The sequence below is a fragment of the Bradyrhizobium sp. LTSP849 genome, from assembly GCF_000938255.1.
In the GTDB taxonomy this organism is placed as follows: domain Bacteria; phylum Pseudomonadota; class Alphaproteobacteria; order Rhizobiales; family Xanthobacteraceae; genus Bradyrhizobium.
Map to the genome: position 1 here is coordinate 24,710 of NZ_JYMR01000017.1, position 26,289 is coordinate 50,998.

The window sequence follows — 26,289 nt, forward strand, 5'->3', positions numbered from 1 at the left end:
GAGCACCGACAAGGAACCTGATCATGAAAGCCGCCGTCGTCCACGCCGCAGGCCAATGCCCTGTCTATGGAGATTTCACTGAACCCGAGCTCATCACGGGTGAGAGCCGTATCCACGTCACGGCCGCCGCGATCAGCCAGGTCACCAAGAGCCGCGCCGCGGGCGCGCATTACAGCTCAAGCGGCCGGTTTCCCTTCATCGCCGGCGTCGACGGTGTGGGCCGTCGCGATGACGGGGCTCGCGTCTATTTCGTACTGCCGCGCGCGCCCTATGGCAGCATGGCCGAGCAGGCTGTGGTGCCGGCCCTGCATTGCATCGCCCTGCCCGACGGCATCGACGACGTCACCGCAGCCGCGATCGCAAATCCCGGCATGTCGTCCTGGGCAGCCTACACCGAGCGCGCGCGGCTCAAGGCCGGCGAGACGGTGCTCATCAATGGCGCCACCGGCACCTCGGGCCGCCTTGCCGTGCAGATCGCCAAGCACATGGGCGCGCGAAAGGTGATCGCGAAGGGTCGAAATGCGGAGGCGCTGCGCGAACTGGCGGATCTTGGTGCCGATGTGACGATCGCCCTCACCGACGATGACGCAGCACTCGAGCGCAGGCTGAGGGACCAATTCGCCGAAGGCGTGGACGTCGTCGTCGACTATCTCTGGGGCAAAAGTGCAGAGCGCGTGCTGATCGCCGCAGCCAAAGCGGGCCCCGAGGCGGTGCCAATCAGGTACGTTCAGATCGGTTCGATCAGCGGCGCCGACATTACGCTGCCGAGCGCCGTGCTCCGCTCATCGGCCATCGAGCTGATGGGTAGCGGCATCGGCAGCATCCCGCTCGACCGCCTCGTCCATGCTGTGGGCGACCTGTTGCGCGCAACGCCAATGGCTGGATTCAAGATCGCAACCCAAGCTGTGCCGCTGTCGAACGTCGCAGAGGCCTGGCTCGCGGACGATAATGCTTGCCGCACGGTGCTCACGATGGGCGCGGCTTGAGGCGAACCATGGACGGACGAGGCCTAGTCGCCTCCTCCGTCACCGCCGCCACCATCACCGCCGTCGGCATCCGAGAAGTCGCCGAAGCCGCTGTCGCCGCCACCCTGAATGCCACGGCCGAAATTTTCCGCGATGATCATCATGATCACGACAAACAGCCCTGCGCCGAACGGCCAGGGATTGGCGCGAATGATGTCGAACAGCTCCCGCATGCGCGCATTCTGCACAGACAGGAACAAACCGACCGTAAAGCGGCACCCTCGAAATTTGAGATGTTGACGCCCGAGTGCGCCCTATCCGCTCTTCAACACTTTATTAACTTCGCCAGCGGGCCAGGTCTCACCTGCCGCGATCACTCGCACACGGCTTTGATCTGTAGCATTCAACAGCACATGCGAACTCACCTGATCGCCGCTCGGCTCCAGGTGCAAATCCGTCTCAGGCTTCCAGCTCAGCGTCGTTGCAAGATCGCCAGCGAAGATCTGCCAGCGCGATCCGTCGTCAAGCTCGACGACGTGGCTTTCCGCATGCACGCGTATCTTCATTCCGCCCCGAAATCTCGCTGAAGAAAGCGGGCCCCGGCGCTCGGCCGGGGCGCTGCTCCGTTAGTCGTTGTCGTGATGAATCACGGTCTTGCTGCGATTGCCGTATTCATCTTCCTTCTTGATCACCGTGGTGCGATCGGCGGGCGCGCGCTCCTTGATGACCGTGGTGCGGTCACGATCGCGATCGCGGTATTCAGGGGCCTGGCCGACCGTGACGCCTGCGCCGACCGGACCGACGTGAACGCCGACTTCATCTGCGAACGCAGGGGCCGCGATGGCCGTGACCATGGCAGCGGCAAACAGATATTTCCTCATCTCATCCTCCTCCAATGTGGTGCTGAGGGAATGCGGAGTGCGACACTTTGTTCCTGGGAGCGTAACGTCTAAAGCCTGTTCCTCCTGTTCCAGGAACCGACTCACAGGAGCCATGTTTCCCGCTACAATGCGCCGATGAAACAAGCTGATTCCTTGGCCAACCGCACGCGCCGCGCCCTGCTCCAATCGACGCTGGGCGCAGCCGCCCTGCTGACACTCCCAACGCACGTTCTGGCTTCGCCGCCCGGCTTCGACGAATGGCGCGAGAGTTTTCGCGCCCGCGCGATGGCCAAAGGCATTTCAGCCGCGACCTGGCAGCGCGCGATGGCGCGGGTCGAACCGGACATGAGCGTGTTCAAGCAAATGCGCAACCAGCCTGAATTCCACGAGCAGGTCTGGCAATACATCAACCGCCGCGTCTCCGATTGGCGCATCATCAACGGCAAGATCGCGCTGAAGAACAACGAGGCGTTGCTCGCACGCATCGAACGCGATTTCGGCGTCGAGCGCGGCACGCTGCTGGCGCTGTGGGGCGTGGAATCGGCTTACGGCGATCCGCTGGTGCAGCAGAACCACATGACGCCAGTGTTTCCCTCGCTGGCCGCACTCGCCTGGAACGAGCCGCGGCGAAAAGCCTATTGGGAGACCGAGCTGATCAACGCGCTGCGCATCGTCGACAAGGGCTGGAGCACACCGGAAGAGATGCAGGGCTCCTGGGCCGGCGCAATGGGGCATTCGCAATGGATGCCTGAGGTCTGGCTCAATGTCGGTATCGACTATGACGGCGACGGCAAAGTATCACCGTTCGGCAAGCCCGACGATGCGCTGGGCTCAACGGCAAAATATCTCGTCAATCGCGGCAAGTGGCGCCGTGGCGAGCATTGGGGCTACGAGGTGCGCGCGTCCGGCGATATGAGCGGCAGCCGCGCCTATGCCGCTTGGCAATCGGCTGGCGTCACCCGCGCCGATGGCCAGCCGTTTCCGCAGCCGAACGCGTCTGCGCAGATGTGGACACCGGTTGCGGGCGGGCCAACCTTCCTGCTCGGACCGAACTTCAACGCGGTGAAGAGCTACAATCCCTCGATGAACTATGCGCTGGCGATCTGCCATCTCGGCGATCGCTGCCTGGGCGCACCGCCCTTCATCCAGCCCTTCCCCGGCTCCGAACGCGTGCTCACGCTCGCCGAGGTGCAGGAGATGCAGACACGGCTGACCAAAGCCGGCTTCGACACCGGTGGCACCGACGGCCGCGTCGGTAACGACACCATGAAGGCGATCAAGGATTTTCAGCAACGCGCCGGAATCACGCCCACCGATGGCTATGGCGGGCTGAAGGTGCTGGCAAAATTGCGGCAGGGATCGTAGACGGCCTCAGTGCCGGTACTGCGGCTCCTCCGCATCGAGCTGCCGTCGGATCGCAGCGAGATGCAGCCGCGCGGATTCGGAATCGCCCTCGCGCATCTGCCTGTAGGTTTCGGCCGCAATGGCGGGATCGACCGGCAGCACTTTCCGTCCCGTCGACATCGCCAACACCTGCACCTCGGCGGCGCGCTCGAGATAGTAGAGATCGTCCCAGGCCTCCGCGATGGTCGGGGCCAGCACCATCACGCCGTGATGCTTCATGAAGACGATGTCGGCATCGCCCACGGCGGAAGCAATGCGCGCGCCTTCGCGGTTGTCGAGCGCGAGACCGTTATAGTCGCGATCGACCGCCGTGCGGCCATAAAACTTCAGCGCGGTCTGCCCGGCCCAGATCAGGGGATCGCCTTCGGTCATCGACAGCGCGGTGGCGTAGGGCATGTGGGTGTGGAAGGCGACCTTCGCGCGCGGCAAACGCTTGTGCACCTCGGCGTGGATGTAGAACGCAGTCGCCTCGGGCTCGCCCTCGCCGTCGAGCACATGGCCGTGGAAATCGCAGATCAGGAGTTTTGACGCGGTCAACTCGCGAAAAGCGTAGCCATAGGGATTGACCAAGAAGAGATCGTCATGGCCGGGCACCACGGCCGAGAAATGGTTGCAGATGCCCTCCTCAAAACCGTTGCGCGCTGCCATGCGGAAGCAGGCGGCGAGATCCTCGCGCGCGCTGCGGATTGCATCGGTTGCGAGGTCCGGCCGATTCGAGCGGACCGGCTCGGCAGCGGATGAGGAAGCGTGAAGGCCGTGCGCCATAGCGAAGAAAACCTCTGTCGGTAGGGAGTTGCCCGCGCTTTTACAGGGACGACGCCTGCGCGTCAGCCCCTGCGGGCGCCACCCTGCCCTTCGCGTCTTGCGGGCTAGTTCATGCCCGCCGCGGCGCGCCGCCGGCGTTCATGCCGCCGTCGATGACGAGCTCGGTGCCGGTGACGTAGCGCGAGGCATCTGACGCCAGATACAGCACACCCGACGCGATCTCCACGGCCTGGCCCGCGCGACCGAGCGGCGTTGCCACCTTGGCCCGCTCCTCGGGATCGATCGGCGCATTGCCCTGGTTGCCGGTCGCACCCGTCGGGATCTTTCCCCAGATCGGCGTGTCGATGATGCCGGGATGCACGGAATTGACACGGATGCCGTCGGAGGCCGCTGCACACTCCATCGCGATCGATTTCGCGAACAGCCGCACGCCGCCCTTGGTCGCCGAATATGCCGACAGCCCCGGTGCGCCGCGCAGGCCTGCCAGCGAGGACATCATGACGATCGAGCCGCCGCCAGTCTTGCGCATCAAGGGCAGGCAATGCTTCACCGAGAGAAACACGCCGTCGAGATTGATCGCGTTCTGCTTGCGCCAATCGCCCAGCGTCATGTCGACGATCGAGGGCACGGCAATGCCGATACCAGCATTGGAGACCATGGTGTCGAGCCGACCATAGCGCTTTGCAACTTCAGCGACGATCTCGATCCAGCGCTCCTCACTAGTGACATCCTGCTCCAAAAAGATCGCCTTGCCGCCGGCCTTGGTGACGCGCTTGGCGAGTTCGGGGCCGCGTAGCTCGTCGATGTCGGTGGCGATGACGGTCGCGCCCTCGCGCGCAAACAGCTCGACGATGGCTTCGCCAATGCCCGACGCGCCGCCTGTGACCAGCGCGACTTTACCCTCAACCTGCCCTGCCATGTTCACTCCCTTTTTTGTTGTTTGAGGTTTGTTGTTTGCGGCAGTTATCTAATCACGGATGGCCCCTGGTCCGGTAGCGCGACGTCGATGACGCGAAACTGCACGCGCTCGGCACCCTGGTAGCGATCGACCGACAATGATCCGGCGACATGCAGCTGCTGGCCGCGATTGGCCACCAATGCGTTGCCGAGTTTTTGGCCAACCGAGCGAAACGCGATGCCGTTGACGATCGCGCCGTCGCCCGACTTGAACCGCAGCCGCAAGTGCGCCTGTCCGACCTCGTCGGCATAGACGAGCTGATGCGCCGGCAGCGCCAGCACGGCTTCCGGATTGCCGCTGCCGAAGGGACCGGCACGGTTGAGCGTGGTGGCAAGCTCCGTCGTGACCGCCCGCGCGGACACCGCGCCATCGATATAGAGCTCGTTGACATGGCGAGCCTCCGCGACATCGCGCGCGAGCGCATTTTCGAGATAGGCGCGGAATTCGGCGAGCTTTTCCTTGCGCAGCGTGACACCCGCAGCCATCGCGTGCCCGCCGCCCTTCAACAGGATGCCGTCCGCCACCGCCTGCCGTACCGCCTTGCCGAGATCGACGCCTGCGATCGAGCGGCCCGAGCCGGTGCCGATGCCGCCGGGCTCGAGTGCAATCGCGAAAGCGGGCCGCGAAAACTTCTCCTTCAGCCGCGAGGCGACGAGGCCGACCACGCCGGGATGCCAGCCTTCGGAGGCCGTGACGATGACACCGATCTTGTCTTCGAGCCCGATCGAGGCAAGCGCCTCGGCTTCGGCCTGCGCTTCGGCGGCCTGCTCAATGACGCGGCGCTCGCTGTTGAGGCGGTCGAGCTCGGCGGCGATCCGTGCGGCCTCGGTGCTATCGCCTTCCAGGAGCAGCCGCACGCCGAGATCGGCGCGGCCGATGCGGCCCCCGGCATTGATGCGCGGCCCCAGCATGAAGCCGAGATGCCAGGCCTCCGGCGGGCCGTTGAGCCGCGCCACGTCCATCAGCGCGGTGTGGCCGACATGGTCGCGCCGGCGCATCGCGATCAGCCCCTTGGCGACGAAGGCGCGGTTGAGACCGATCAGCGGCGCCACATCGGCAACCGTGCCGAGCGCGACGTGATGCAGCATGCCGAGCAGATCGGGCTCGGGCATCTCGGAGGTCCAGAAGCCGCGCTGGCGCAGCTCGCGATTGACCGCGACCAGTGTCACCAGCACGAGACCAACGGCGGCGAGATGGCCGAGGCCGGAGAGATCGTCGAGCCGGTTCGGATTGACCAGCGCATCGACCTCCGGAAGATCCGTGCCGGCCTGATGATGGTCGATCACAACCACGGACTGGCCGAGCCGCTTCGCCTCGGCCAGCGGCTCGATGCTGGTGGTACCGCAATCGACCGTGACGAGCAGCGTGGCGCCCTTCGCCGCCAGCGCGCGCACCGCCTCGACGTTCGGTCCGTAGCCCTCAAAAATCCGGTCGGGAATGTGGATCAGCGGATCGAGGCCGCAATGGCGCAAATGCCAGGCCAGCAGCGCGGCGGAGGTCGCGCCGTCGACATCGTAGTCGCCGAAGATCGCGACTGTCTCGCCTTTCACAGCGGCATCGGCGATCCGCTTTGCGGCAGCCTCCATCTCCGTCACCGTGTACGGGTCCGGCATGAGCTTGCGGATGGTCGGATCGAGGAAGTCGGCGACAGCATCGATATCGACGCCGCGGCCCGCCAGCACCCGCGCCAACAGCTCCGGCAGTTGGTGCCGCTGCACGATGGCGAGCGCCTTGGCCGCGCCGCGCGCGTCGAGCCGGTCGCGCCAGAGCTTGTCGGTGAGCGAACGCGCCACACCCAGGAAGGCCTGGGGCGCTTCGACGGGCAAGGCGGTGGCGGGCGGCGTCATGATTCAAGGGCGGCTTGAGGAACCCGGAACCCGACTGCAAGCGATGCGCCCGGTCGGCCGGCGGATGATTGGCCGGGAAACCACGGACATTTGCAACGGCCAGGCCGTACAAAGCAGTGGATGGCCGCCGTCCTGGCTGGAGTGACTATCATTTGGGCATTCCGCCGAACAGCAAATTAAGCAGGCGTTAGGTGGAATCCTCGAAAAAGAGTCGTATTCGATCTGTGATTGGTTGTTCCGGGTTCGTTGCAGATCAGGCCTCATTGCCAAGGGAAGTTACCCGATGTCTGCTGCGCTGGGTCTCAAAGCCAAGCCGATCGCGAACGGAACCACCGAACTCGCCGACGATGATTCCGATATCACCGCGCTGATCAACCGCCTCACCGCGGAGGTCAACCAGATCGCCGTCGACAAGACCAAGTCGATCCAGCAGATCACCAACCAGATGAAGATGCTGGCGCTGAACGCGCTGATCGAAAGCTCGCGCGCCGGCGCCCAAGGCGCGGGTTTTGCGGTGGTGGCGCAGGAGGTGCGCGGTGTCGGCCAGCAGGTCGAGACCATCGCGCGCGAGCTCGAAACGCAGCTCACCAAACGTACCGGCGATCTCGTCTCCTCGATCGAGCGCATGAGCCAGCGTTCGCGCGGCGAGCGCATGATGGACCTGTCCCTCAATGCCATCGAGCTGATTGACCGCAACCTCTATGAGCGGACTTGCGACGTGCGCTGGTGGGCGACCGATTCCGCTGTGGTCGATTGCGCCGCCTCGCCTGCTCCGGCCGCGGTGACCTATGCCTCGGAGCGGCTCGGCGTCATCCTCGGCGCCTACACCGTCTATCTCGACCTCTGGCTCTGCGACCTCGACGGCAACGTCATCGCCAACGGCCGCGCCGACCGATTTCGCGTGGTCGGCCAGAACGTCGCCCACACCAAATGGTTTCGCGAGGCCAAGGGCCTGCGCTCCGGCGACGACTATGTCGCCGGAGACGTCGAGAACCAGCCGCTGCTCGGCAACGCGCAGGTCGCGACCTATTGCGCCAGCGTGCGCGCCGGCGGCCAGGCCAATGGCGCGCCGATCGGCGTGCTCGCCATCCATTTCGACTGGGAGCCGCAGGCCCGCGCCATCGTGCAAGGCATCCGCGTCGGCGACCAGGACAAGGCGCGCGTTCTGCTGGTCGACTCGAATTTCCGCGTCATCGCAGCCTCCGACGGCCAGGGCATCCTGAGCGAGCGCATCGCGCTGTCCCTCAACGGCCAGCCCTCCGGCTTCTATCAGGACCGCACCGGCACGCTGGTCGCCTTCCACGCCACGCCCGGTTACGAGACCTATCGCGGGTTGGGCTGGTACGGCGTGATCGTCTGCGGCGGATGAGCCGGCCCGACCCTCTCTCCAATTAAAACCGTGAAAACAACCCCATGCACAGTAGCCTGAGGGTTGTTCTCATGACGGTTTTTGCGCCCGCCGATTGAACTCTTTGACGCGTCGGGCAAAACACTGGCATTCTGCGATCATGGCGTCGTTCGCGAGCGAAGCTGCATGACTCGCGACGCCTGGCGACGCCACAATGTCCGGGCACCACTTTCAGACTCCGCATCGCGCGCCCAGCAGACACAATCGCGACACAATCATTAGTTGTTTTGGTTCCACTTGCTAGCTTGGCTGAACCGGCGCAGCATTCTGTTGCCGGCCCCAGGCCGGAACATCACGCGCGAACAATCGCGCGGATCAAAATTCAAAAAGTGGAGGAAGCGAATGACACTCGATGTCTCACGTCGATCCCTGCTCGCGCTTGGTGCAGGCCTTGGTGTAGGCCTTGGCGCCAGCACGATGCTCGGCAGCAGCGCGCTTGCGCGCGCTCCCAAACTTGGCACCCAGACTCCCTACTGGCACCGCTTCATTGTCGGCGATGCCGAAGTGACAATTGTCTCCGACGGACCGCTGCCGCTCGGCGATCCCACCGGGACTTTCACCGGCGTTTCGAAGGAAGAGGTGAAGAAGATGCTGGCGGACAATTTCCTGTCGCCGGACAATGTCGTGCTCGAGCAGAACTCGCCGATCGTGAACACCGGCGACAAGCTCATCCTGTTCGATACCGGCATGGGCGCCTCCAAGATGTTCGGCGCCACCACCGGCCGGCAGCAGAAGAGCATGGCGGAGGCAGGCGTCAAGCCGGAGGACATCGACGCGGTGGTTTGCTCGCATGCCCATATCGACCACATCGGCGGCATCGTGGACGCCAACGACAAGCCGCTGTTTCCGAACGCCCAGATCTATATCGCCCAGAGCGATTTCGACTTCTGGACCGACGAAGGCAAGCTCGGGAGTGCGGTCAAGGACTTCGTCGTTCACGCCCGCAAGAACCTGATGCCCGTCCGCGACCGGATCGTGTTCTACAAGGACGGACAGGAATTCCTGCCCGGCGTGCAGGCGATCGCGGCGCCCGGCCATACTGTCGGCCACACCATCTTCATGATCAGTTCCGCCGGCAAGTCGTTCGCCTTCCTCGGCGACCTCTCGCACCATCCGGTGCTGCTGCTCGAACGTCCCCGGATGGAATTCTCCTACGACACCGATCCCAAGCAGGCGGCGGAGTCGCGGGTCAAGCTCCTCACCATGCTGGCGGCCAACAAGACCCCGGTGATGTCCTATCACTTCGCCTGGCCAGGCTACGGCCATGTCGCCAAGGCCGGCGACGGCTTCCGCTTCTTTGCCGAACCGATGCAGATGACGTTGTAGTTCGCAGGATCAAGCCGGGCGGCGCGCACGCACCGCCCGGCTCCCCCCGTTGGCACTTGCAGGAAGCATTCGCTCCTGCGTCCTAGATGAGCCCGGCCACCACCGCATCGACGTCGATGCGTCCCTTGATCGACGTCGCTCCGCGATCCCCAAACTCAATCCAACCTTCGTTGAAGCCATCCAGCATGCGGATGCGCGGCAGCGGATTTTTCATGCCCTGGGAACGAAACAGCGTCTCCCAGCCGTCGCGCGTTACAATTTCGACCCGGACAGGCTTGCCGAGCGCACGGCCGAATGAATCCGCGAGATCGTTCGGCGAAACGCGGCGAGGTCCCTCCAGCTCGACAATCCGGATGCCGCTATGACTTTCCTGAATGAGCTCAGCAGCGACGCGCCCCACGTCCCGCGTGGCAACCATAGGAAACTCTTTCTCCACCGGTTGGAGGAAGCTGTAGATCAAGCCGGAGTCCCGGGCCGTTGGCACATCCCAGAGCGCGTTTTCGATGAACCAACCCGGCCGCAGGATTGTCAGAGCCATCCCGAGCGGCTTGAGCGCCTCCTCCATCATCGTGCGCTGCGAGAGCAGATTATCCTGTGTGGCATCGGCGCCGATCGTCGACAGGCACAGCACACGAGACGGCGCGGCAGTTTTCAATGCACGCACGACACTGTCGATGACACGCCGGGCCTCCGGATAACCGGGCTCGGGGTCGAAGTCTGACGGAGGCAAAATGAAAGCGGCGGTGGCGCCGGTGAAGGCCTTTGCGAGAGCTGTCGCATCCTCCATCTCGGCAAGAGCAATTTCGCAGCCGAGTTTGGCCCACGCCTCGCCCTTCTTCGCGTCCCGGACCACCGCTCTCACCGGGCGTCCCAGCGCGAGAAGGGACTTGGCGAGTTCGCCGCCGACTTTTCCGGTGATGCCAGTAATTGCGTACATGATGGTGCTCTCATTCGTTTCGGCTGGTCTGCGCGGGGGTGCCCGCGTGCAGTCGATAGCTCCGAACCGAAGATTGCTGTGAGTGCCATTATGTCATAAGATTGGTGATCTATACGCAACGGTGATCCCATGACCTTTGACGGCCGTATCATTTCCAATGTCGGCGTGCTCGCGGCGATCGTCGAGGGCGGAAGCTTCGCCCGCGCGGCGGACGCGCTTGGCCTGTCTCGCTCAGGCGTCAGCCGCGCGGTTTCGCGCCTGGAGGCACGCGTGGGCGTGCAATTGCTCGATCGAACCACGCGCGTCGTGTCCCTGACCGACGAAGGCCGGCGTTTCTATACGGGCGTGGCGCCGCTTCTGACCGGAATTGATGAAGTCGTGTCGGCAGCCTCGAAATCCGCCGTGTCGGTGCGCGGCCGGTTGCGGGTCAATGTCGACGCTTTCTTTTCCAGCCTCCTGCTCGCGCCGCACCTCAACGAGTTCCTGATGCGCCACCGGGACCTGAAGCTCGACATCATCGCCAGAGATCAGCTTGGAGACCTTATCGGCGACGGCTTCGATGTCGCAATGCGGTTTGGCGCGCCGCCCGATTCATCCCTTGTCGCCAGGAAGATCCTGGAGACACGCACGATTACCGTTGCCTCTCCCGGTTATCTGAAGCGTTACGGCAAACCGGAGCATCCCCGCGATCTCGCGCAGCACGCCTGCATCCAGGTCCGGGACTCCTTGACCGGCCAGCCGATCGACGAATGGGTGTTCAGACAAGGCAACAAGCGGGAGAAGATCGCGATCTCCGGCAGCCTCATGGTGGCGGAGTTCGGCACCATGCTCGGCGCCTGCGCAGGCGGCGTCGGCGTCGCGCGCGTGAAGGCGATCGGCGTGCAACACCTCCTGGACCAAGGCACGCTCGTCGTGCTTTTGCCGGACTGGCATGGCGACAGTTTTCCTCTCTACGCGCTCACCGCGTCCCGCCAGTTTCCCGCTGCAAAGGTGCGGGTCTTCGTCGACTTCATCCACGACCGGCTGAACGGGCGCCGATAGCCAAACGTTCTCGTTCGCTCGAGCCAAAGGGAACAGTCCCTTACCGATTTTTTCTCGGAACGCAGGACTCTCCGAAGCATTTTCCGGCAATGCAGGCCCGTTACAGGCAAGAGCCTGCCTCATTGCTCAGGTAAGATGTGCCTCGCATCACATTCATCGTCGTGAGAGCGTGAGCATCCGCTGGCTTTGGTCACTCACGCTCCGAATATGCTGAGGAGACACGCCATGAAGATCGTCGTGATCGGTGGAACCGGGTTAATCGGATCCAAGCTCGTCGCAAAGCTCAAGCAGCAGGGGCACGAGGCCGTGGCCGCCTCGCCGAAGTCGGGCGTCAACGCCGTGACTGGGGAAGGCCTCGCTGCGGCGCTGGCTGGCGCGGATGTCGTGGTCGATGTGGCCAACGCGCCGTCCTGGGAGCCCGCGGACGTGCTCGAATTCTTCGAGCGTTCCAGCCGGAATCTCGTCGCGACCGAGGCCGCAGCAGGCGTCAAGCACCATGTCGCGCTGTCGATCGTGGGGACCGACCGATCGCCCGACATTGGCTATTTTCGTGCCAAGCTCGCGCAGGAGACCATCGTCAAGGCCTCTTCGGTCCCTTACTCGATCGTCCGCGCCACCCAGTTTTTTGAATTCCTTGACGCCATTGGCGAAGCGGGTGTGACCGGGGGCAAGGTCGTCGTTCCATCGGCGTCGTTTCAGCCGATCGCGTCAGACGACGTGGCTGATCGCCTCGCGGAGGTCGCAACGGGCCGGCCGCTGAACGGTACGATCGATATCGCAGGCCCCGAGAAAGCCCCCTTCAATGAATTCGTCGCGCGACGGCTCAAGGCGTCCGGCGACAGCCGCCCGGTCGTGGGAGACCGACAGGCGCAGTATTATGGCTCTCCAATCGATGACACCTCGCTGATCCCGCTCGGCGAGGCGCGGCTCGGGAAAACGGCGCTCGCAACATGGCTCGCAAGGGCCTGAGCATCGACCATCGTAGTCACGACAGCCACGGCAATGAAGGAACTTCCATGCTCAGATTGTTGATCGCAACGGCGGTTTGCGCCTCATCTGTCCTGACGGCACATGCCGCCGAGACACAACCAGCAGCACCATTGGCCAAGGTGACTGTCGTGTTTGACCAAGCCCTGCCAAATGTCCCCGGCAAGAGCATGAAAGGCGTGCTGGTCGAGTATGGTCCCGGAGGCTCCTCACCAGCCCACATTCACGCGCCCTCTGCCTTCATCTATGCCACCGTCCTGGAAGGCGCGATCCGAAGTCAGGTCAATGACGGGCCGGCCAAGGTCTTTCACAAGGGAGAGAACTTTTCCGAAAAGCCCGGTGACCGCCATGGCGTAAGTGCCAATGCCAGCGATACCGAGCCTGCGAAGCTGCTTGCCGTCTTCGTGGTCGATACCGCCGACAAGGAGCTGACGATGCCGCTTCCGAAATAGCGTAAGATGGCGGCGCAGCCATCAGGCATGCGCCTCCTCTCCATTCGTACAATCAAGCGCCGCGCCGACCAGCCATCTCGACTGCGAGCAGCACCGCGGCGCGGGTCGCGCCGGTGGAAGCGATCCCCTGCCCTGCGATGTCATAGGCGGTGCCGTGCGCGGGCGTGCAGATCGGAAATGGGAAGCCGCCGAGCAAGGTGACGCCGCGATCGAACCCCATCAGCTTCATCGCGATCTGGCCCTGGTCGTGGTACATCGTCAGCACCGCATCGAAGGCGCCTGCCTTGGCGCGCAGGAATACCGTGTCGGCCGGGAACGGTCCCTCGACGGCGATGCCGTCGCGCTGGCCAGCCGCAACGACTGGTGCGATGATGTCGATCTCCTCGCGGCCGAAATTGCCGCCGTCACCGGCGTGCGGGTTGAGGCCTGCCACCGCGATGCGCGGCCGCGCATAGCCGGCGTTGCGCATGCAGGCATCGGTCAGCTTGAGCGCGCGCTGGATGCGTTCGCTTGAGAGCTTTGCTGCCACATCCTTGAGCGGAATGTGCGAGGTGACGCGCGCGTTCCAGAGCTCGCCCAGCACGTTGAATTCACTTGCGGGGGTCTTGAGACCGGCGATCTCGGCAGAGAACGCGATCTCATCGTCATAGTCGGCGCGGGCATATCGCATCGCCTGCTTGTTGAAGGGCGTGAAGCAGACCGCATCGACGCGACCGTCGCGGGCAAGCTCAAGCGCGAGCCGGTAATTCGTCAGGGCGAATTTCCCGCCGGCGAGCGTCGCGGTTTTCGGCTCGACCTCCTTGGGATCGAGATGGCCGAGATCGACGAACAGCGCTTCGCCCTTCGCTGCGCGAAAGTCTGCGCCCTGCTCCACCCTCGTCAGCTCCGGCGTGACGCCGGCGACGCGCGCGCCCTCGTCGAAGATGCGGCGGTCGCCGATCACGACGAGGCGAGCACGGGCGCGGATCTCGTCCAGCGCCACGAGCTTTGCGGTCAGCTCCGGGCTGATGCCTGCGGGATCTCCCATCGCGAGCGCGATGAGCGGCTTTGCGGTCATATGATCACCTTTTCCTGACTGGTCGTCTCAGTGGTGGGCGGCTCGGGCTTGCGAAAGAGCCGTGCGAGCTGCAACACGAGCGGAAGCAGCAACAGCGCGATGCCACCCACCACCAGGCTCGTCACCAGCTTGTTTGCAAAGAAAATCCCGAGCGAGCCCTTGGACATCAGCATCGATTGCCGGAACGCATCCTCGGCCTTGTCGCCGATGACGATCGCGAGCACCAGCGGCGCCAGGGGATAGAACAGCTTCTTGAAGAGATAGCCGACGATGCCGAAGCCGAGCATCATGACCACGTCGAGATAGGAATTCGACACCGAATAGGCGCCGACGACGCAGATGATCACGATCAGCGGCGCGATGATCACGAAGGGAATCCGCATCAATGCGGCAAACACCGGAACCGTCAGCAGCACCAGCACAACGGCGACAATATTGCCGACATACATCGAGGCAATCAGGCCCCACACAAAGTCCTTCTGGTCGACGAACAGCATCGGCCCGGGATTGAGCCCCCAGATCATCAGTCCGCCCATCATCACGGCCGCGGTGGCCGAGCCGGGAATACCGAGCGAGAGCATCGGCAGCAGCGCGCTGGTGCCGGCCGCGTGGTCGGCGGTCTCCGGCGAGATGATGCCTTCGACCTCGCCCGTGCCAAAATAACGACCGCGCCGCGAGAAGCGGCGGGCAATGCCGTAGCTCATGAAGGATGCCGCCGTCGGGCCGCCCGGCGTGATCCCCATCCAGCAGCCGATCGCAGCGCTCCGCAGCAACGCAACGCTATGCCGCGGCAGCCGGCCGATCGCGCGAAACACCTCGCGCCACTCGATCTTCGAGGAGACGGCGCGGGCATGAAACTCCTCTTCGACCGCGACCAGGAGCTCGCCGATGCCGAACAGGCCCATCACCGCGACGACGAAGTTCACGCCCTTGACCAGCTCGTCGATGCCCATGGTGAGGCGCACGCTGCCGGAAACAGTGTCGATGCCGATGGCGGCGATTGCAAAGCCGATCGCGAGTGCCACCACGGTCTTGATTGGCGCCGCGCCGCCCATGCCGACGAAACTCGCGAAGGCGAGGAAGTAGACCGCAAAATATTCCGCCGGCCCGAAGGCGAGCGCGACCTGCGCCACCCATGAGGCCAGGAAAGTGATCAGGATGACGCCGACCAGCGCGCCGAACGCCGCCGAGCCGAAGGCGGTGGCGAGCGCGGTGGTCGGCCGCCCGTCACGCGCCATCGGATAGCCGTCGAAGGTGGTCGCGACCGAGGACGGCTCGCCCGGAATGTTGAACAGGATCGAGGTGACAGAGCCGCCGAACAGCGCGCCCCAATACATGCTGGAAAGCAGGATGATCGCCGAGACCGGCTGCATGCCGAAGGTGAGCGGCAACAGCAGCGACACCCCGTTCGGCGCGCCCAGCCCGGGCAGCACGCCGACGAGGATGCCGAGCAGCACGCCGACCACCATCAGCGCCAGATGCGGCACCGTGACCGCGATGGTGAAGCCGTGCAGGAGTTCTCCGAGATTGTCCATCGGCCTCTCCTCAGAAGCCAAACGCGGCGGCGAGCGCGCCGTGCGGGAGCGACACCTGGAACATACGCTCGAACACGACATAGAGCGCGAGCGCAGTGGCCGCCGCCATCGCGAGCGACCGAAGCAGCGATTGATGCCTGGGGACCGCAAGCACGGCGAAGATATAGAGGGCCGAGGCGAGATACATCCCGAGCAGCGGGATCGCGGCCACGAAAATCGCGGCCGGCACGAACAGGCCGGCGAGCCGGCGCAGCTCGATCTGCGTAATGGCGATGGGAACGCTGGCGAGCGACGTGGCCGGCAGCACGCCCCGCACCAGATTGTAGAGGCTTCCGAGAACGATCACGAGACCGATCACGAAAGGGAATGTGCCGGAATCCACGCCCGCACTCGACCAGCCGATGCCATTGTCGAGGCTCTGGACCACCACCGCGACGCCGAAGCTGCCGGTGAGCACGGCAGTCGCGAGTTCGAGGGCGCGGCGCGATATCATCAGGGCCCCCAGCCGGGCGCGGGACAACGAGACATCATGGTGTGCTGCTCCGCCATCCTACTTGATGAGCCAGCCCTGCTCGCTCGCGACTTGCCTGAGGTGCTCGATATCCTCCTTGATGAACTTGTCGAACTCGGCGCCGGTCAGGAACGTGTCGATCTGCGAGGATTTTTCGATATAGTCCTTCCATTCCGGCGTGGCCTGCACCTTCTTCATGAGGTCGACGTAGAACGCGGCCTGCTCCGGCGTGACCTTGCCGGGCAGCCACACCGTGCGCGGCTGCTCGTATTGCGCGATGTCGAGGCCCTGCTCGACGCAGGTCGGCACGTCGCTCCAGCCTTCGGTCGCGGTGATCTTGGCGCCCTGCGGCAGCCGCTTCGGGCTGAAGGCGCAGAGCGGACGCTGCGTGCCGCCGCGCCATTGCCCGAGGCTTTCGCTGGGATTGTTGACGTGGGAATCGATGTGCCCGCCGGCGAGCTGCACGGCGGCTTCGGCGCCGCTCTTGAAGGGGATGTAGGTCAGCTTCACGTGACCGGCTTTTTCGATCATGCGAGTGAGGACCTCGTCCGTGTCCTTGGACTGCGCCCCGCCCATCTTGAAGTCACCCGTGACGGCGGCCTTCAGATAATCGGCCGCGGTCTTGTACGGCGAGTCCTGCTTGACCCAGAGCAGGAACTCGTCCTGCGCCATGGCCGCGATCGGCGTGAGATCGGTGTAGTTGAAGGCGACCTTGGAGACGAGCGGCTGCTGCCAGGCGTTCGAGGTGCCGAAGATCACCTTGTAGGGATCGCCGGCGGAGGCCTTGCCGTAGACATAGCCTTCGGCGCCGCTGCCGCCGGCCTTGTTGACGACGACGATCGGCTGATCGGTCAGCTTGTACTTGGTGATGATGTTCTGCACGGCACGGGCGATGTTGTCGGTGCCGCCGCCTGGACCTGCGGTCGCGACGAACTCGATCGGCTTCTGCGGTTGCCAGGCCGCGAGCGCAGGCGCGGCGCCGGTGAGCGCGAGTGCGAACAGCAGAAAACTTGACGTGCGACCCATGATTCCCTCCGGCTGATTTTTTGCTTGTTTTGTTGGTCTTGTGTCTGTCGTGACGGTTTCTTGTCAGGCGACGCGTTCCTCGCGCCTCCCTGAGGCCGAAACGATTGCGCCCTGCTTCTCGAAGGCCTCGATTTCCTGGTCGTTGAAGCCGTGCTCGGCCAGCACTTCGCGCGTATGCTCGCCATAGACGGGCGCGCCGGAGAGAACCTTGCCGGGCGTCTCGGAGAATTTGACGGGCAGTCCGATCGTCTTCACCGGGCCGAGCGTGGAATGCTCGACCTCGACGACCATCTCGCGCGCCAGCGTCTGCGGATCGCTCAGAGCTTCCAACATGTCGTGCACGGGCCCGCACGGCACGCCTTTCTCATCGAGCGCGGCAAGCCAATGCGCCCGCGATTGGGTGCGGAAGCGCTCGCTCAGGACGGCTTCGAGCTCCTTCAGATGCGCCATGCGGTCGGCGCCGGTGACGAAGCGCGGATCCTCCGCAAGTTCGCTCGCGCCGAGCGCGTCCAGCATTAGCAGCCAATGCTTCTTGTTGGCACCGCCGACCACGAGCCAGCCGTCGGAGGCTTCAAAAGCCTGATACGGTGCGTTGAGCGGATGCGCCGAGCCCATCGCGCGCGGCGCGGTGCCGGCCGCAAGCGCAATCGTCGACTGCCAGTAGGTCTGCACCAGCGCCGCCTCGTAGAGCGACGTCTCGACCCACTGCCCTTCCCCGGTCTTGAGGCGATGGGTGTAGGCCGCCAGAATTCCCATGCTCGCGAGCACGCCGGCGGTGATGTCGGACAGTGGCGGGCCGCACTTCACGGGCGGGCCGTCGGGACGTTCGCCGGTAAAACTCATGATGCCGCTCATGGCTTGCGCGACCAGATCGAAACCACGGCGGTGCTTGTAGGGACCGGTGCGGCCGAAGCCGGACAGCGAGCAATAGATCAGCGCCGGGAATTTTTCGTGCAGCACCTCGTAGCCGAAGCCGAGGCGCTCCATGGCGCCGGGCGCGAAATTCTCGACCAGCACGTCGGCATCCGCGATCAGCCGCCGCAGCACCTGCTTGCCGCCCTCGGTCTTCAGATCGAGCACGATGCCGCGCTTGTTGCGGTTCATCATCAGGAACGAGGCCGCCTCGTCGCCGATCTTCGGCGGCACCGAATGGCGGGTGTCATCGCCGTTCGGCGATTTCTCGATCTTGATGACGTCGGCGCCCATGTCGGCGAGCATCAGGGTGCAGGTCGGCCCCGCCATGACATGGGTGAGATCGATGACCTTGAGGCCGGCGAGCGGTCCTGAACGGCGGGAGGTTTTTTGCGATCGATCGCTTTGCATCGGCCTGTCCTATCGGCCGCGCCACTGCGGAGCGCGCTTGTTGAGGAAAGCTTCGAGCCCTTCGCGAAAATCCTGGCTCGTGTAGCACATCAGGATGAGGTCTTCGCCCTCATCTCGCGTCAGCCGCTTTTGCAGGCGGGCCACCGCCTGCTTGGTCGCATTCAGCGTCAGCGGCGCGTGGCTGGCCAAGAGCCGGGCGACATCCTCGGCACGGCGGTCGAGCGCCGCGCCATCCTCGACGACCTCGCCGAGCAACCCGACATGTGCGGCCTCCGCGGCCTCGACGAGACGCGCGGTGAAGATCAAATCCTTGACGCGCGCGGCGCCGATCAGCGCGGTGAGACGGCTGACATTGGACATCGACAGGCAATTGCCGAGCGTTCGCGCGATGGGAAATCCGATTTTGGCGCTTTTCGTGCCGATGCGCAGGTCGCAGGCGGCGGCAATGCCCGCCCCTCCGCCGGTGCAGAAGCCGTTGATCGCCGCGATCGTCGGCACCCGGCATTGCTCGAGCGTGGTCAGCACCCGATCGATCCGGTTCTCGTAGTCGATCGCGTCCTGCGGTGTCTTGAATTCGCGGAACTGGTTGATGTCGGTGCCAGACGCGAAGGCCTTGTCGCCCGCGCCGCGCAGCACGAGCACCTTGATCGCGTGATCGCCATTGGCCTCTTCGCAGATCTCGGCGAGCCGCTCGTACATGGCGAAGGTGAAGGCATTGCGCGCCTGCGGGCGGTTGAAAGTGATCCGCCCGATGCCGTCCTCAACCTCGAAAACGAGGTCCTCTGCCCCTGCGGCTTCCTGATCCATGTCCCTACCTCTTCTGTTTTTTTCATTTTTGAATGCAAAACATGATATTATCAAGCTGGAACTTGCATTGAAGCGCGATTAAATTCTATTTTGAATTCAAACTGGACCCGATCCCATGCTTCATGAAGAGGTCGTCGGCCGCATCCGCGACATTCTGCTCGACGGCGAAATCCCGCCGGGCGCGCGGATCCCCGAGCGCGAGCTGTGCGACCGGCTCCAGATCTCGCGCACGCCGCTACGCGAAGCCCTCAAGGTGCTTGCTGCCGAGGGCCTCGTGCAGCTCTTGCCGCATCGCGGCTCGCGCGCGGCCAAGCTGACCGACAAGGACATGCGCGATTTGTTCGAGGTCTGCCAGGGCCTCGAGGCGCTGGCCGGCGAGCTCGCCTGCGAGCGCATCACTGACGCCGGGATCGCTGAGATCGCCGCCACGCATGCGGAGATGGTGCAACATTATCGCGAGCGCGACCTGATCCAGTATTATCGCGGCAACCGCGCCATTCACGAGGCCATCGTCACCGCAGCCGGAAATCCGGCGCTGACCGGGCTCTACGCCTCCGTGACCGCGCGCATCCGCCGCGCGCGCTATGTGACGCCGATGACGCCGCAGCGCTGGGCGTTCGCCGTCAGCGAGCACGAAGCGATCCTGAACGCGCTCCAGCGCCGCGATGGCCTCGGCCTCTCGCACATCCTGCGTGCGCATCTGCGGCACAAGCGTGAAGAGGTGTTGCAGGCGGGGTTTGCCGAGACGGAAGGAAGCGAGCTCACGCTGCGGATCGCGTGAGCCGTCCTGCTGCCTTGGCTCTGCCGCCGGCTCGGCCGGCGGCAGGTGTCGTCACTGCATCAGGCGAGTGCGGCGCTCTTGATGATCGCGGCGACCGCTTCCGGACGCGACACATAGACCGCGTGACTTCCCTTGCTTTCGACCACGGTGGCGCCGGCGCGCTTGGCCATGAACTGCTGAGCCGGCGGAGGGATCATGTGGTCGTCGGTCGCAACCAGGTACCAGCTCGGCTTTGTCCGCCAGGCAGCTTCGGTGACGGCTCCTTCCAACGCCTTCAGGCCCCACGGCACCTGCGAGTCCGCCATGAACGCCGCCTTTGCCGGCTCGACGTCGGCCGCAAACGAGGCCGCGAACTTTGCCCTGTCGAGGAACAGGTAGCCGTCCTGGGGCGGCAGGATCGGCGGCACGGCAGCGCCGGGCGGCGGGTCCTTGATCAGGGAAGCCACAGACTCGCCCTTGTCCGCCGCGAAGGCCGCGATGTAGACGAGCTTGGACACCTTCGGGTCGTTGCCGGCTTCCGTGATCACCACACCACCGTAGGAGTGACCGACCAGCACGACCGGCCCCTTGGCCTGCGCAATGATCTGGCGGGTCGCGGCGACGTCGTCCGCGAGCGATGTGGTCGGATTTTGCACGATGCTGACGTCGAGGCCGTCCTTCCTGAGAATGTTGTAGACGCCTTCCCAGCCTGCGCCGTCGACGAAGCCGCCGTGAACGAGGACGATTGTGGGTGTTGAGGTCTCAGCCATGACAGTTTGCCTTCGGGTTGTTGCGCCGGAGCGCTTGAATTTCGCGGGTTCTTCTTGCCCGATTTCGCTATAGCTGATTAGTTCCGTTTTATGCGGATACCCCTAACCATTTAGCTAGGTGCCTGATGAAGTGGACGGATCGGATCGGCCGCCGCGTCAAGCTGCGCGACTTCCACATCGTGCTCGCCGTCGCGGAGGCCGGCAGCATGACCCGGGCGGCGGAAGAGCTGGCCGTGTCCTATCCGGTCGTATCCAAGACGGTCTCGGAGCTGGAACAGACGCTGGGCGTAAAACTGTTCGACCGCAGCGTCGCCGGTGTCGAGCCGACGCATTACGGTCGCGCACTGCTCGAGTCCGGCGTCGCCGTGTTCGACGAGATCCGCAAGGGGTTGCAGCAGATCGAATTCATCAAGCAACCGGACGCAGGCGAGCTGCGTATCGGGTCATCAATCGTGACGGACGCGGGCCTGCTTCCGGCGATCATCGAGCAGTTCACGCAGGATTTTCCGCGCGCGGTGCTTCACGTGCTGCACGAAAATATCGCCGTTCAGCAGTACCACAATCTGCGCAACCGCGAAGCGGAGCTGGTGTTCGGGCGGCTTCCCGCCACGATGACCGAGCCGGACCTGGTAGCTGAGCCGTTGCTCGACGAGCCCAATATCATCGTCGCGGGAGCCGAGAGCCGCTGGGCCAAGCGGCGCAAGCTCAAGCTTGCCGATCTGATCGGAGAGCCATGGGTGCTGGCACAACCTGGCAGTCTGGCAAGGTCACTGCACGAAGAGGTCTTCCGCAGCAACGGTCTTGAGGTGCCATCCGCACACGTCCTGACGATGTCACTGCATCTTCACCTGCGCCTGATCGAAAGCGGCCGCTGGCTGGGTCTCGTTCCGGCGTCTGTCGTGCGCTTCGGCGGCAAGCGGATGCGACTGCATATCAAGGCCTTGCCGATCGAGATGTCGTCGCCCCCCTCGCCGATCGGCTTCGTCACGGTCAAAAACCGGACGCTGACGCCGCTTGCGGAGCGCTTCATCGAATGCAGCCGCAAAGTCGCCAAGTCGAATGCCAGCAGTGCGTCCGTGCAGCGGATATCTCAGGCGAGATAGCCGGACACGCCATGCCACAAGAGCTTCAGCTAGGCGCGATTTCCGAACAAGGCGAGCGTGATCGAGCGCAGCCAGCGGTGAGCGGGATCGCGATGATAACGCTCATGCCAATATTGCGCGATCTCGATCCGCGGTAGCGCGACCGGCGTCCTGAACACGGTCATCCCGAGCGGCTCGGCGACGATGGCGGCCAGATTGGCGGGCAAGGTTGCGACGCCATCGGTTTGCGAGGCCACGAGCGCGCCCGCGATGAAGCTCGGCACCTGCAACAGGATGTTGGCGCGGGCGATCGCGCGTGTCAGCACGCGCTGCGTCTCGAGATGGGCGGCATGCCCGGTCTCGGACGCCGTGATCAGAATATGCTGCTCGTCGAGAAATCCCCGGCGCGTACGTGCTTGCGCCGGTCTCGGGTGCCCTCGCCGCACCACACTGGCATAGCCGTCGGAATAGAGCCGCTGGGAGCGAAGATGCCCCGCCGCCCGCGGCAAGGCGCCGAGCGCAAGGTCCGCCTCCCCCGATTCAAGCTTGAGCGCAAAGTGTCGGGAATCGAGCGGGATCGCGCGCACCTGAATGCGCGGCGCGAGCTCCGCAAGACGGGCGACCAGGGGCGGCAGGAACCGCACCATGCCGACGTCGGTCAGAAGCAGGCTGAAGATCTTCTCCGATTTGCGCGGGTCGAACGGCAGCCGCTCCTGCCACAGCGTGTCGGCCATCTCGAGCAAGGCGCGGATTTGCGAGGCCATCTCGACAGCCCGCGCCGTCGGCTGCACCCCGCTGCCGCGGCGAACGAACAGGGGATCGTCGAAGCGCAGGCGCAATCGGGCCAGCAATTTGCTGACGGCCGGCTGCGTGGTTTCGAGACTTGCGGCAGCACGCGTGATGCTGCCTTCGCGGATCAGCGCGTCGAGCACCCTCAGGTCGCGGAAGTCGATGCCGGAAGATTCCATTTTTGACATATGAAACATTCCCTTTCAGCCATGGATTGAGCTTGGCTGTTTGCTATCCTCCAGTCAATTGAACGGCCGAACGGCCACGCGAACACGGAGGAACGCCAATGACCAAATTCGTCATCGAATCGCATTTTCGCCTTCAGGAATGGGGGGCCGAGGAAAAGGGCTACTTCCGCGACGAAGGGCTCGACTACGAATTTCGCGAGCTGATCCGCTCGACCGAAGGCCAGCACCACAACAAGGTCAATGAAGGCGCCTTCCAGAGCATCGAGAAGGGACGCAAGGCCGACGTCAGTTGCGCCTGCCACTGGACCGTCAACGTCGCCGCCTCGAACGGCCACGCCAAGCTTTACGCAGACGTCTACTCGGTCGCGCCGTCGGGCATCTTCGTTCCGGCGGATTCGAATATCCGCACGCCTTCGGACCTCGCCGGCATCCCGATTTCGGTCGGCTTCCAGTCAGGCAGCCACTATTCGACCATCCAGGCACTCGAGCCCTATCTGGCGCCCGGGCAGATCAACCTGACCTTCGAGGACGGCATGCTGTTTCGCAGGATGGAGCTGCTGTTCGAGGGCAAGAGCGAGGCCGCTGCGCTGTTCAACGGCCCCTATTATTTCGCCGAGCAGCTCGGCTATCGCAAGATCATCGACACGACCTTCATGGTCGCGTCCATGATCAATGGCGATCCGGCGCCCGAGGACATCAAGCGCTATTTCCGCGCGCTGAAGAAAGCCCAGCGCGACATCGATATGCGGCCGGAGCTCTACACCCACTACTACAAGAACGAGTTTCCGGAGCGTTTTCACGCGACGATGGATACGCGGCGCTGGGGGCCCGGCGAGCGGATCGTGTTCGAACCCTATTCCCGCGAGGTCTACGAACAGTCGTTCGACTGGATCGAGAAGCACGGCATCTTCGAAGCCGGCACGATGGGCGATGGCGCCTACGACAAGGCGACGGTCGCATTCGGCGGGATTTGAGCGTCGGCGCAAGCGTGCGTCACGCGAGATAGCCGGACACACCGTCCCACAGGAGCTTCAATGCCGTCACGACCAGCAAGCCATAGCAGGCCCGGTAGATCTGCTGCTGGTCGAGCCTTCCGTGCAGCCGCCAGCCGAGCCAGACGCCGCTTGGAATGGCGAGCAGGCACACTGCCATCACGATCCAGACGTTGCCGGCCGGCCGCACCAGCAGCAGCCACGGCACCGCCTTGGTCGCATTGCCGACGGTGAAGAACAGGCTCGTCGTTCCCGCGTAGACCTCCTTGCTGAGGCCGAGCGGCAGCAGATACATCGCCAGCGGCGGTCCTCCGGAATGCGCCACCATGGTGGTGACGCCCGAGGCGAGACCGGCTGCGACCGCCTTCGGCGTCGAACGCGGACGAATGGTCACCTTCGGATCGCTCACGAACCACAGGCCGACAAAGATCAAGGTGACGACCGCCATCACGATCGCGACGGCGCGATGGTCGAGCACGCGGAACAGGAGATAGCCAAGCGCGATGCCGATCACGAGCCCGGGCAGCAGCAGCACGAGGTCCGGTTTCGACCAGGTCGAGGGCTTCCAGTAGCGCAGCGCGAACAAGTCCATCGCGATGAACAGCGGCGCCAGCAGGCCGCCGGCAGTCACCGGGTCCATCACGAACGACAGCAGCGGAATGCCGACGATCGAGAAGCCGCCGCCGAACGCGCCCTTCATGAAGCAGATCAGGAACACGCCCGCAAAGGCGATCAGGACTGTGGTGACCGTCAACTCCATCTGCGCGTCTCCAAGTCCCTCACGTACAAGTCCGTCACGTAGAAGTCCGTCACGCTCGTTCGGATGGCGCCATCAGTCCGCCTACGACCTCGGGTGCCGACCGTCCTTGCTCTGGAAAAACAGGCCGGGCAGCGCCGAGGGCAGCCCGAAGGTCAATCCAAGGAACGCCAGAAACAGATCGAAATAACTCAGGTGCATCGTCGTCGCTCCATTGCCACCGAGTTCGCCCGGTGCAATTTGCTCCTTGCCCCAGAATATGATCCGAGCTTTTATTCGGTACAATAAGAACATTGTACTCGGTTCAATATTGACCTGCGTTCGGGATCGGGGGCTTGGGGCATGTTCCCCTCACGTCGGGCAGCAGCCCGCCCACCGCGAGGCGTGGCGGTCCGGTGGAGCTGAGCGAGGTCACGGTCTTGCTGCTGTGCACGCATCTGACGACCACGACCCCGCGCAGGCAGCGCGGCGTCAGGCGCTCGTCATCCGCAGGGATGGCCGCTTATCATGTCCGTCCGCCAAGGAAGCGCTCAATCGGGCGCAACGCGTCGATATCCGGAATGCGCTCGCGGGCCTGCACGTCCGAGCACCATGGATAGGGCAACGCCGCCAGCCACTGCATGATCGGCTCCGAGTCCGCGACCGGAAGCACGCACATCACCTCGATGTCGATCACGAGCTTCGTCACGCGCCCATCATCGGCGGACGCAAAACCCCAGTCATAGTGTCCGCATCCGACGCGAACGGCACCGCCCTGCCGCGCCGACATCCCGACCAGCCAGTCACAACGGAACTGCGGCCGGTAGCCTGCATTGGGACGGGACAGGCAAAACGTGCGCACATTCTCGTACTGGTCGCCGAAGCCGGTGACCAGCACCTCTGTGATTTGCGCCAGCCCCTTTGCCGAGCTCGGAAACGAGATGGCGTCAGTCTTGACGACCATTTCCAGCTCGCAGTCCTCCGCGAAGGCGTGCTTCATCAATTGAGGACGGTTGCTATCCTTTGCCAGGATATAGGTGCTGATCGCAACGGCTGCGGTGATGGACGTGGATCGGTTCATTCGGTTGCCCTCTATCCCACAAGCTCAGGAGGCAGCGCATCGTGGATGCAGCAGGCGGTCATCATTGAAAAGCAGAAAGCTCCAGATCGGGCCGCTTCCCGTGAAGAACTGCGGCGAGAGCGCCGTGGCCCTTGTAGAGAAAACTCCAATAAACCCGTCGGCCGTCGCGGCTTTCGACGAACCAGTAACCGGTCATCGTCGTTCCCGTTCTCGCAATATCGCCCCAAAGCATTCTCGTTCTTCGCAACCCCAGCGTGGGACCAAACAGGTTCGAGGGACCTTCAATCGACTCATCGTCCCACGTCACCTTGTGGACGGATGTGAGCGATGGCGACATGAAGCCGGCAACACCAAGCCCCAGCAATACCGTCACCAGCCCTCCCCAGCCGGCTTCATGAAACAGGACGCCGTAGAAACCGGCCAGCGACAGGGCGCAACCGCCGATAACGGTGAGCCAGGCGGTCATTCTCTCCGGCTCGATTGCTCCTGCGGTATCGCTGAGCACATTCGGCTTCGCTCGCCGAAGTCCCCACGCGATGAGAGCGATCGTGCCAGCGGTCACCGCCGCCGCGACCAGGACTTGCAGGACCGGCGATGGGGAGGCCAACAAGCACCTCTTGTTCTTACCTGCATCCCTGATCGCAGCCGACCGTTTGTCGCG

At 64.1% G+C, this 26,289-nt stretch carries 28 protein-coding genes; 10 read left to right on the forward strand and 18 right to left on the reverse strand.

What is annotated here, in order from left to right; translation table 11 throughout:
• Positions 1–23 precede the first annotated feature (23 nt).
• A complete protein-coding gene (locus tag UB31_RS12600) occupies positions 24–986 on the forward strand; it encodes a quinone oxidoreductase family protein (protein WP_045011050.1) in 963 nt (320 codons plus the stop codon).
• A gap of 23 nt (positions 987–1,009) precedes the next feature.
• Here the strand turns inward: UB31_RS12600 and UB31_RS12605 are convergent, their stop codons facing one another.
• From UB31_RS12605 to UB31_RS12615, 3 genes are all read right to left on the reverse strand, one after another.
• Positions 1,010–1,198 (reverse strand): hypothetical protein, encoded by a 189-nt coding sequence (locus UB31_RS12605; RefSeq protein WP_045011172.1) that lies wholly within the window; start codon positions 1,196–1,198, stop codon positions 1,010–1,012.
• An 81-nt stretch (positions 1,199–1,279) separates the two neighbouring features.
• Positions 1,280–1,531, reverse strand: coding sequence for a hypothetical protein (locus tag UB31_RS12610; RefSeq protein WP_045011051.1), 252 nt, complete (start codon positions 1,529–1,531; stop codon positions 1,280–1,282).
• Between the two features lie 60 nt (positions 1,532–1,591).
• Positions 1,592–1,846 carry a hypothetical protein gene (locus UB31_RS12615; protein ID WP_045001045.1) on the reverse strand — a complete coding sequence of 85 codons (255 nt, stop codon included), beginning with the start codon at positions 1,844–1,846 and terminating at the stop codon, positions 1,592–1,594.
• Between the two features lie 135 nt (positions 1,847–1,981).
• Here UB31_RS12615 and UB31_RS12620 point away from each other — a divergent pair, with 135 nt between their 5' ends.
• The gene (locus UB31_RS12620) at positions 1,982–3,211 is read left to right on the forward strand and encodes a lytic murein transglycosylase (protein WP_045011052.1); all 1,230 of its coding nucleotides are present in this window, start codon (positions 1,982–1,984) and stop codon (positions 3,209–3,211) included.
• Between the two features lie 6 nt (positions 3,212–3,217).
• Here UB31_RS12620 and UB31_RS12625 read toward each other — a convergent pair whose 3' ends face one another.
• The 3 genes from UB31_RS12625 to recJ form a co-directional block, all read right to left on the reverse strand.
• Positions 3,218–4,015, reverse strand: coding sequence for an aldolase (locus UB31_RS12625; protein ID WP_045011053.1), 798 nt, complete (start codon positions 4,013–4,015; stop codon positions 3,218–3,220).
• Positions 4,016–4,124: 109 nt separating this feature from the next.
• A complete protein-coding gene (locus tag UB31_RS12630) occupies positions 4,125–4,934 on the reverse strand; it encodes an SDR family NAD(P)-dependent oxidoreductase (protein ID WP_045011054.1) in 810 nt (269 codons plus the stop codon).
• 44 nt (positions 4,935–4,978) lie between these two features.
• Positions 4,979–6,820, reverse strand: coding sequence for a single-stranded-DNA-specific exonuclease RecJ (gene recJ / locus UB31_RS12635; protein ID WP_045011055.1), 1,842 nt, complete (start codon positions 6,818–6,820; stop codon positions 4,979–4,981).
• A 283-nt stretch (positions 6,821–7,103) separates the two neighbouring features.
• Between recJ and UB31_RS12640 the strand changes: the two genes are divergently transcribed.
• Both UB31_RS12640 and UB31_RS12645 read left to right on the forward strand, forming a co-directional pair.
• Positions 7,104–8,189 (forward strand): methyl-accepting chemotaxis protein, encoded by a 1,086-nt coding sequence (locus tag UB31_RS12640; protein ID WP_045011056.1) that lies wholly within the window; start codon positions 7,104–7,106, stop codon positions 8,187–8,189.
• A gap of 381 nt (positions 8,190–8,570) precedes the next feature.
• The gene (locus tag UB31_RS12645) at positions 8,571–9,554 is read left to right on the forward strand and encodes an MBL fold metallo-hydrolase (protein WP_045011057.1); all 984 of its coding nucleotides are present in this window, start codon (positions 8,571–8,573) and stop codon (positions 9,552–9,554) included.
• An 82-nt stretch (positions 9,555–9,636) separates the two neighbouring features.
• Here the strand turns inward: UB31_RS12645 and UB31_RS12650 are convergent, their stop codons facing one another.
• Entirely contained in the window at positions 9,637–10,491 is an 855-nt protein-coding gene (locus UB31_RS12650; RefSeq protein WP_045011058.1) for an NmrA family NAD(P)-binding protein, read from the reverse strand.
• 129 nt (positions 10,492–10,620) lie between these two features.
• Here UB31_RS12650 and UB31_RS12655 point away from each other — a divergent pair, with 129 nt between their 5' ends.
• The 3 genes from UB31_RS12655 (at position 10,621) to UB31_RS12665 (ending at position 12,971) form a co-directional block, all read left to right on the forward strand.
• Positions 10,621–11,532 (forward strand): LysR family transcriptional regulator, encoded by a 912-nt coding sequence (locus UB31_RS12655; protein ID WP_045011059.1) that lies wholly within the window; start codon positions 10,621–10,623, stop codon positions 11,530–11,532.
• A 225-nt stretch (positions 11,533–11,757) separates the two neighbouring features.
• Positions 11,758–12,501, forward strand: coding sequence for an SDR family oxidoreductase (locus UB31_RS12660; protein WP_045011060.1), 744 nt, complete (start codon positions 11,758–11,760; stop codon positions 12,499–12,501).
• A gap of 47 nt (positions 12,502–12,548) precedes the next feature.
• A complete protein-coding gene (locus UB31_RS12665) occupies positions 12,549–12,971 on the forward strand; it encodes a cupin domain-containing protein (RefSeq protein WP_045011173.1) in 423 nt (140 codons plus the stop codon).
• A 52-nt stretch (positions 12,972–13,023) separates the two neighbouring features.
• Here the strand turns inward: UB31_RS12665 and UB31_RS12670 are convergent, their stop codons facing one another.
• The 6 genes from UB31_RS12670 to UB31_RS12695 all read right to left on the reverse strand — a co-directional run bounded on the left by UB31_RS12670 (position 13,024) and on the right by UB31_RS12695 (position 19,230).
• Positions 13,024–14,028, reverse strand: a complete 1,005-nt coding sequence (locus UB31_RS12670; RefSeq protein ID WP_045011061.1) for a 4-hydroxythreonine-4-phosphate dehydrogenase PdxA — start codon at positions 14,026–14,028, stop codon at positions 13,024–13,026.
• Entirely contained in the window at positions 14,025–15,563 is a 1,539-nt protein-coding gene (locus UB31_RS12675) for a tripartite tricarboxylate transporter permease (protein WP_045011062.1), read from the reverse strand. Before UB31_RS12675 ends, UB31_RS12670 begins: the two co-directional genes overlap by 4 nt.
• A 10-nt stretch (positions 15,564–15,573) precedes the next feature.
• Positions 15,574–16,056, reverse strand: a complete 483-nt coding sequence (locus UB31_RS12680; protein WP_045011063.1) for a tripartite tricarboxylate transporter TctB family protein — start codon at positions 16,054–16,056, stop codon at positions 15,574–15,576.
• 57 nt (positions 16,057–16,113) lie between these two features.
• The gene (locus UB31_RS12685) at positions 16,114–17,100 is read right to left on the reverse strand and encodes a Bug family tripartite tricarboxylate transporter substrate binding protein (protein ID WP_045011064.1); all 987 of its coding nucleotides are present in this window, start codon (positions 17,098–17,100) and stop codon (positions 16,114–16,116) included.
• Positions 17,101–17,163: 63 nt separating this feature from the next.
• Positions 17,164–18,423, reverse strand: a complete 1,260-nt coding sequence (locus tag UB31_RS12690) for a CaiB/BaiF CoA transferase family protein (protein WP_045011065.1) — start codon at positions 18,421–18,423, stop codon at positions 17,164–17,166.
• 9 nt (positions 18,424–18,432) lie between these two features.
• Positions 18,433–19,230, reverse strand: a complete 798-nt coding sequence (locus tag UB31_RS12695; protein WP_044999973.1) for an enoyl-CoA hydratase/isomerase family protein — start codon at positions 19,228–19,230, stop codon at positions 18,433–18,435.
• A gap of 115 nt (positions 19,231–19,345) precedes the next feature.
• Between UB31_RS12695 and UB31_RS12700 the strand changes: the two genes are divergently transcribed.
• Positions 19,346–20,011, forward strand: coding sequence for a GntR family transcriptional regulator (locus UB31_RS12700; protein WP_044999974.1), 666 nt, complete (start codon positions 19,346–19,348; stop codon positions 20,009–20,011).
• Between the two features lie 59 nt (positions 20,012–20,070).
• Here the strand turns inward: UB31_RS12700 and UB31_RS12705 are convergent, their stop codons facing one another.
• Positions 20,071–20,760, reverse strand: a complete 690-nt coding sequence (locus tag UB31_RS12705; RefSeq protein WP_045011066.1) for an alpha/beta hydrolase — start codon at positions 20,758–20,760, stop codon at positions 20,071–20,073.
• 125 nt (positions 20,761–20,885) lie between these two features.
• On the opposite strand from UB31_RS12705, the gene UB31_RS12710 reads away from it, so the two are divergent.
• A complete protein-coding gene (locus tag UB31_RS12710; RefSeq protein WP_045011067.1) occupies positions 20,886–21,863 on the forward strand; it encodes a LysR family transcriptional regulator in 978 nt (325 codons plus the stop codon).
• 29 nt (positions 21,864–21,892) lie between these two features.
• Here UB31_RS12710 and UB31_RS12715 read toward each other — a convergent pair whose 3' ends face one another.
• Positions 21,893–22,819 carry a LysR family transcriptional regulator gene (locus UB31_RS12715; protein ID WP_197090809.1) on the reverse strand — a complete coding sequence of 309 codons (927 nt, stop codon included), beginning with the start codon at positions 22,817–22,819 and terminating at the stop codon, positions 21,893–21,895.
• A 98-nt stretch (positions 22,820–22,917) separates the two neighbouring features.
• On the opposite strand from UB31_RS12715, the gene UB31_RS12720 reads away from it, so the two are divergent.
• On the forward strand, positions 22,918–23,793 hold the full coding sequence (locus UB31_RS12720) for an ABC transporter substrate-binding protein (RefSeq protein ID WP_045011069.1): 876 nt from the start codon (positions 22,918–22,920) through the stop codon (positions 23,791–23,793).
• A gap of 19 nt (positions 23,794–23,812) precedes the next feature.
• Here UB31_RS12720 and UB31_RS12725 read toward each other — a convergent pair whose 3' ends face one another.
• The 3 genes from UB31_RS12725 to UB31_RS12740 all read right to left on the reverse strand — a co-directional run bounded on the left by UB31_RS12725 (position 23,813) and on the right by UB31_RS12740 (position 26,235).
• Positions 23,813–24,571 carry a sulfite exporter TauE/SafE family protein gene (locus tag UB31_RS12725; RefSeq protein ID WP_045011070.1) on the reverse strand — a complete coding sequence of 253 codons (759 nt, stop codon included), beginning with the start codon at positions 24,569–24,571 and terminating at the stop codon, positions 23,813–23,815.
• A gap of 502 nt (positions 24,572–25,073) precedes the next feature.
• Positions 25,074–25,628, reverse strand: a complete 555-nt coding sequence (locus tag UB31_RS12735) for a hypothetical protein (RefSeq protein WP_044999981.1) — start codon at positions 25,626–25,628, stop codon at positions 25,074–25,076.
• 61 nt (positions 25,629–25,689) lie between these two features.
• Positions 25,690–26,235 (reverse strand): hypothetical protein, encoded by a 546-nt coding sequence (locus UB31_RS12740; protein ID WP_156162708.1) that lies wholly within the window; start codon positions 26,233–26,235, stop codon positions 25,690–25,692.
• Between the last annotated feature and the right edge of the window lie 54 nt (positions 26,236–26,289).

What these genes read in the sequence shown, in the direction of transcription:
- UB31_RS12675 (WP_045011062.1), bottom strand. Translation starts at nt 15,563, where the DNA reads ATGGACAATCTCGGAGAACTCCTGCACGGCTTCACCATCGCGGTCACG.
- UB31_RS12735 (WP_044999981.1), bottom strand. Translation starts at nt 25,628, where the DNA reads ATGAACCGATCCACGTCCATCACCGCAGCCGTTGCGATCAGCACCTAT.
- UB31_RS12600 (WP_045011050.1), top strand. Translation starts at nt 24, where the DNA reads ATGAAAGCCGCCGTCGTCCACGCCGCAGGCCAATGCCCTGTCTATGGA.
- UB31_RS12705 (WP_045011066.1), bottom strand. Translation starts at nt 20,760, where the DNA reads ATGGCTGAGACCTCAACACCCACAATCGTCCTCGTTCACGGCGGCTTC.
- UB31_RS12630 (WP_045011054.1), bottom strand. Translation starts at nt 4,934, where the DNA reads ATGGCAGGGCAGGTTGAGGGTAAAGTCGCGCTGGTCACAGGCGGCGCG.
- UB31_RS12660 (WP_045011060.1), top strand. Translation starts at nt 11,758, where the DNA reads ATGAAGATCGTCGTGATCGGTGGAACCGGGTTAATCGGATCCAAGCTC.
- UB31_RS12695 (WP_044999973.1), bottom strand. Translation starts at nt 19,230, where the DNA reads ATGGATCAGGAAGCCGCAGGGGCAGAGGACCTCGTTTTCGAGGTTGAG.
- recJ (WP_045011055.1), bottom strand. Translation starts at nt 6,820, where the DNA reads ATGACGCCGCCCGCCACCGCCTTGCCCGTCGAAGCGCCCCAGGCCTTC.
- UB31_RS12615 (WP_045001045.1), bottom strand. Translation starts at nt 1,846, where the DNA reads ATGAGGAAATATCTGTTTGCCGCTGCCATGGTCACGGCCATCGCGGCC.
- UB31_RS12690 (WP_045011065.1), bottom strand. Translation starts at nt 18,423, where the DNA reads ATGCAAAGCGATCGATCGCAAAAAACCTCCCGCCGTTCAGGACCGCTC.
- UB31_RS12650 (WP_045011058.1), bottom strand. Translation starts at nt 10,491, where the DNA reads ATGTACGCAATTACTGGCATCACCGGAAAAGTCGGCGGCGAACTCGCC.
- UB31_RS12720 (WP_045011069.1), top strand. Translation starts at nt 22,918, where the DNA reads ATGACCAAATTCGTCATCGAATCGCATTTTCGCCTTCAGGAATGGGGG.
- UB31_RS12670 (WP_045011061.1), bottom strand. Translation starts at nt 14,028, where the DNA reads ATGACCGCAAAGCCGCTCATCGCGCTCGCGATGGGAGATCCCGCAGGC.
- UB31_RS12620 (WP_045011052.1), top strand. Translation starts at nt 1,982, where the DNA reads ATGAAACAAGCTGATTCCTTGGCCAACCGCACGCGCCGCGCCCTGCTC.
- UB31_RS12610 (WP_045011051.1), bottom strand. Translation starts at nt 1,531, where the DNA reads ATGAAGATACGCGTGCATGCGGAAAGCCACGTCGTCGAGCTTGACGAC.
- UB31_RS12625 (WP_045011053.1), bottom strand. Translation starts at nt 4,015, where the DNA reads ATGGCGCACGGCCTTCACGCTTCCTCATCCGCTGCCGAGCCGGTCCGC.
- UB31_RS12700 (WP_044999974.1), top strand. Translation starts at nt 19,346, where the DNA reads ATGCTTCATGAAGAGGTCGTCGGCCGCATCCGCGACATTCTGCTCGAC.
- UB31_RS12710 (WP_045011067.1), top strand. Translation starts at nt 20,886, where the DNA reads ATGAAGTGGACGGATCGGATCGGCCGCCGCGTCAAGCTGCGCGACTTC.
- UB31_RS12645 (WP_045011057.1), top strand. Translation starts at nt 8,571, where the DNA reads ATGACACTCGATGTCTCACGTCGATCCCTGCTCGCGCTTGGTGCAGGC.
- UB31_RS12640 (WP_045011056.1), top strand. Translation starts at nt 7,104, where the DNA reads ATGTCTGCTGCGCTGGGTCTCAAAGCCAAGCCGATCGCGAACGGAACC.
- UB31_RS12680 (WP_045011063.1), bottom strand. Translation starts at nt 16,056, where the DNA reads ATGATATCGCGCCGCGCCCTCGAACTCGCGACTGCCGTGCTCACCGGC.
- UB31_RS12685 (WP_045011064.1), bottom strand. Translation starts at nt 17,100, where the DNA reads ATGGGTCGCACGTCAAGTTTTCTGCTGTTCGCACTCGCGCTCACCGGC.
- UB31_RS12725 (WP_045011070.1), bottom strand. Translation starts at nt 24,571, where the DNA reads ATGGAGTTGACGGTCACCACAGTCCTGATCGCCTTTGCGGGCGTGTTC.
- UB31_RS12655 (WP_045011059.1), top strand. Translation starts at nt 10,621, where the DNA reads ATGACCTTTGACGGCCGTATCATTTCCAATGTCGGCGTGCTCGCGGCG.
- UB31_RS12715 (WP_197090809.1), bottom strand. Translation starts at nt 22,819, where the DNA reads ATGTCAAAAATGGAATCTTCCGGCATCGACTTCCGCGACCTGAGGGTG.
- UB31_RS12605 (WP_045011172.1), bottom strand. Translation starts at nt 1,198, where the DNA reads ATGCGGGAGCTGTTCGACATCATTCGCGCCAATCCCTGGCCGTTCGGC.
- UB31_RS12665 (WP_045011173.1), top strand. Translation starts at nt 12,549, where the DNA reads ATGCTCAGATTGTTGATCGCAACGGCGGTTTGCGCCTCATCTGTCCTG.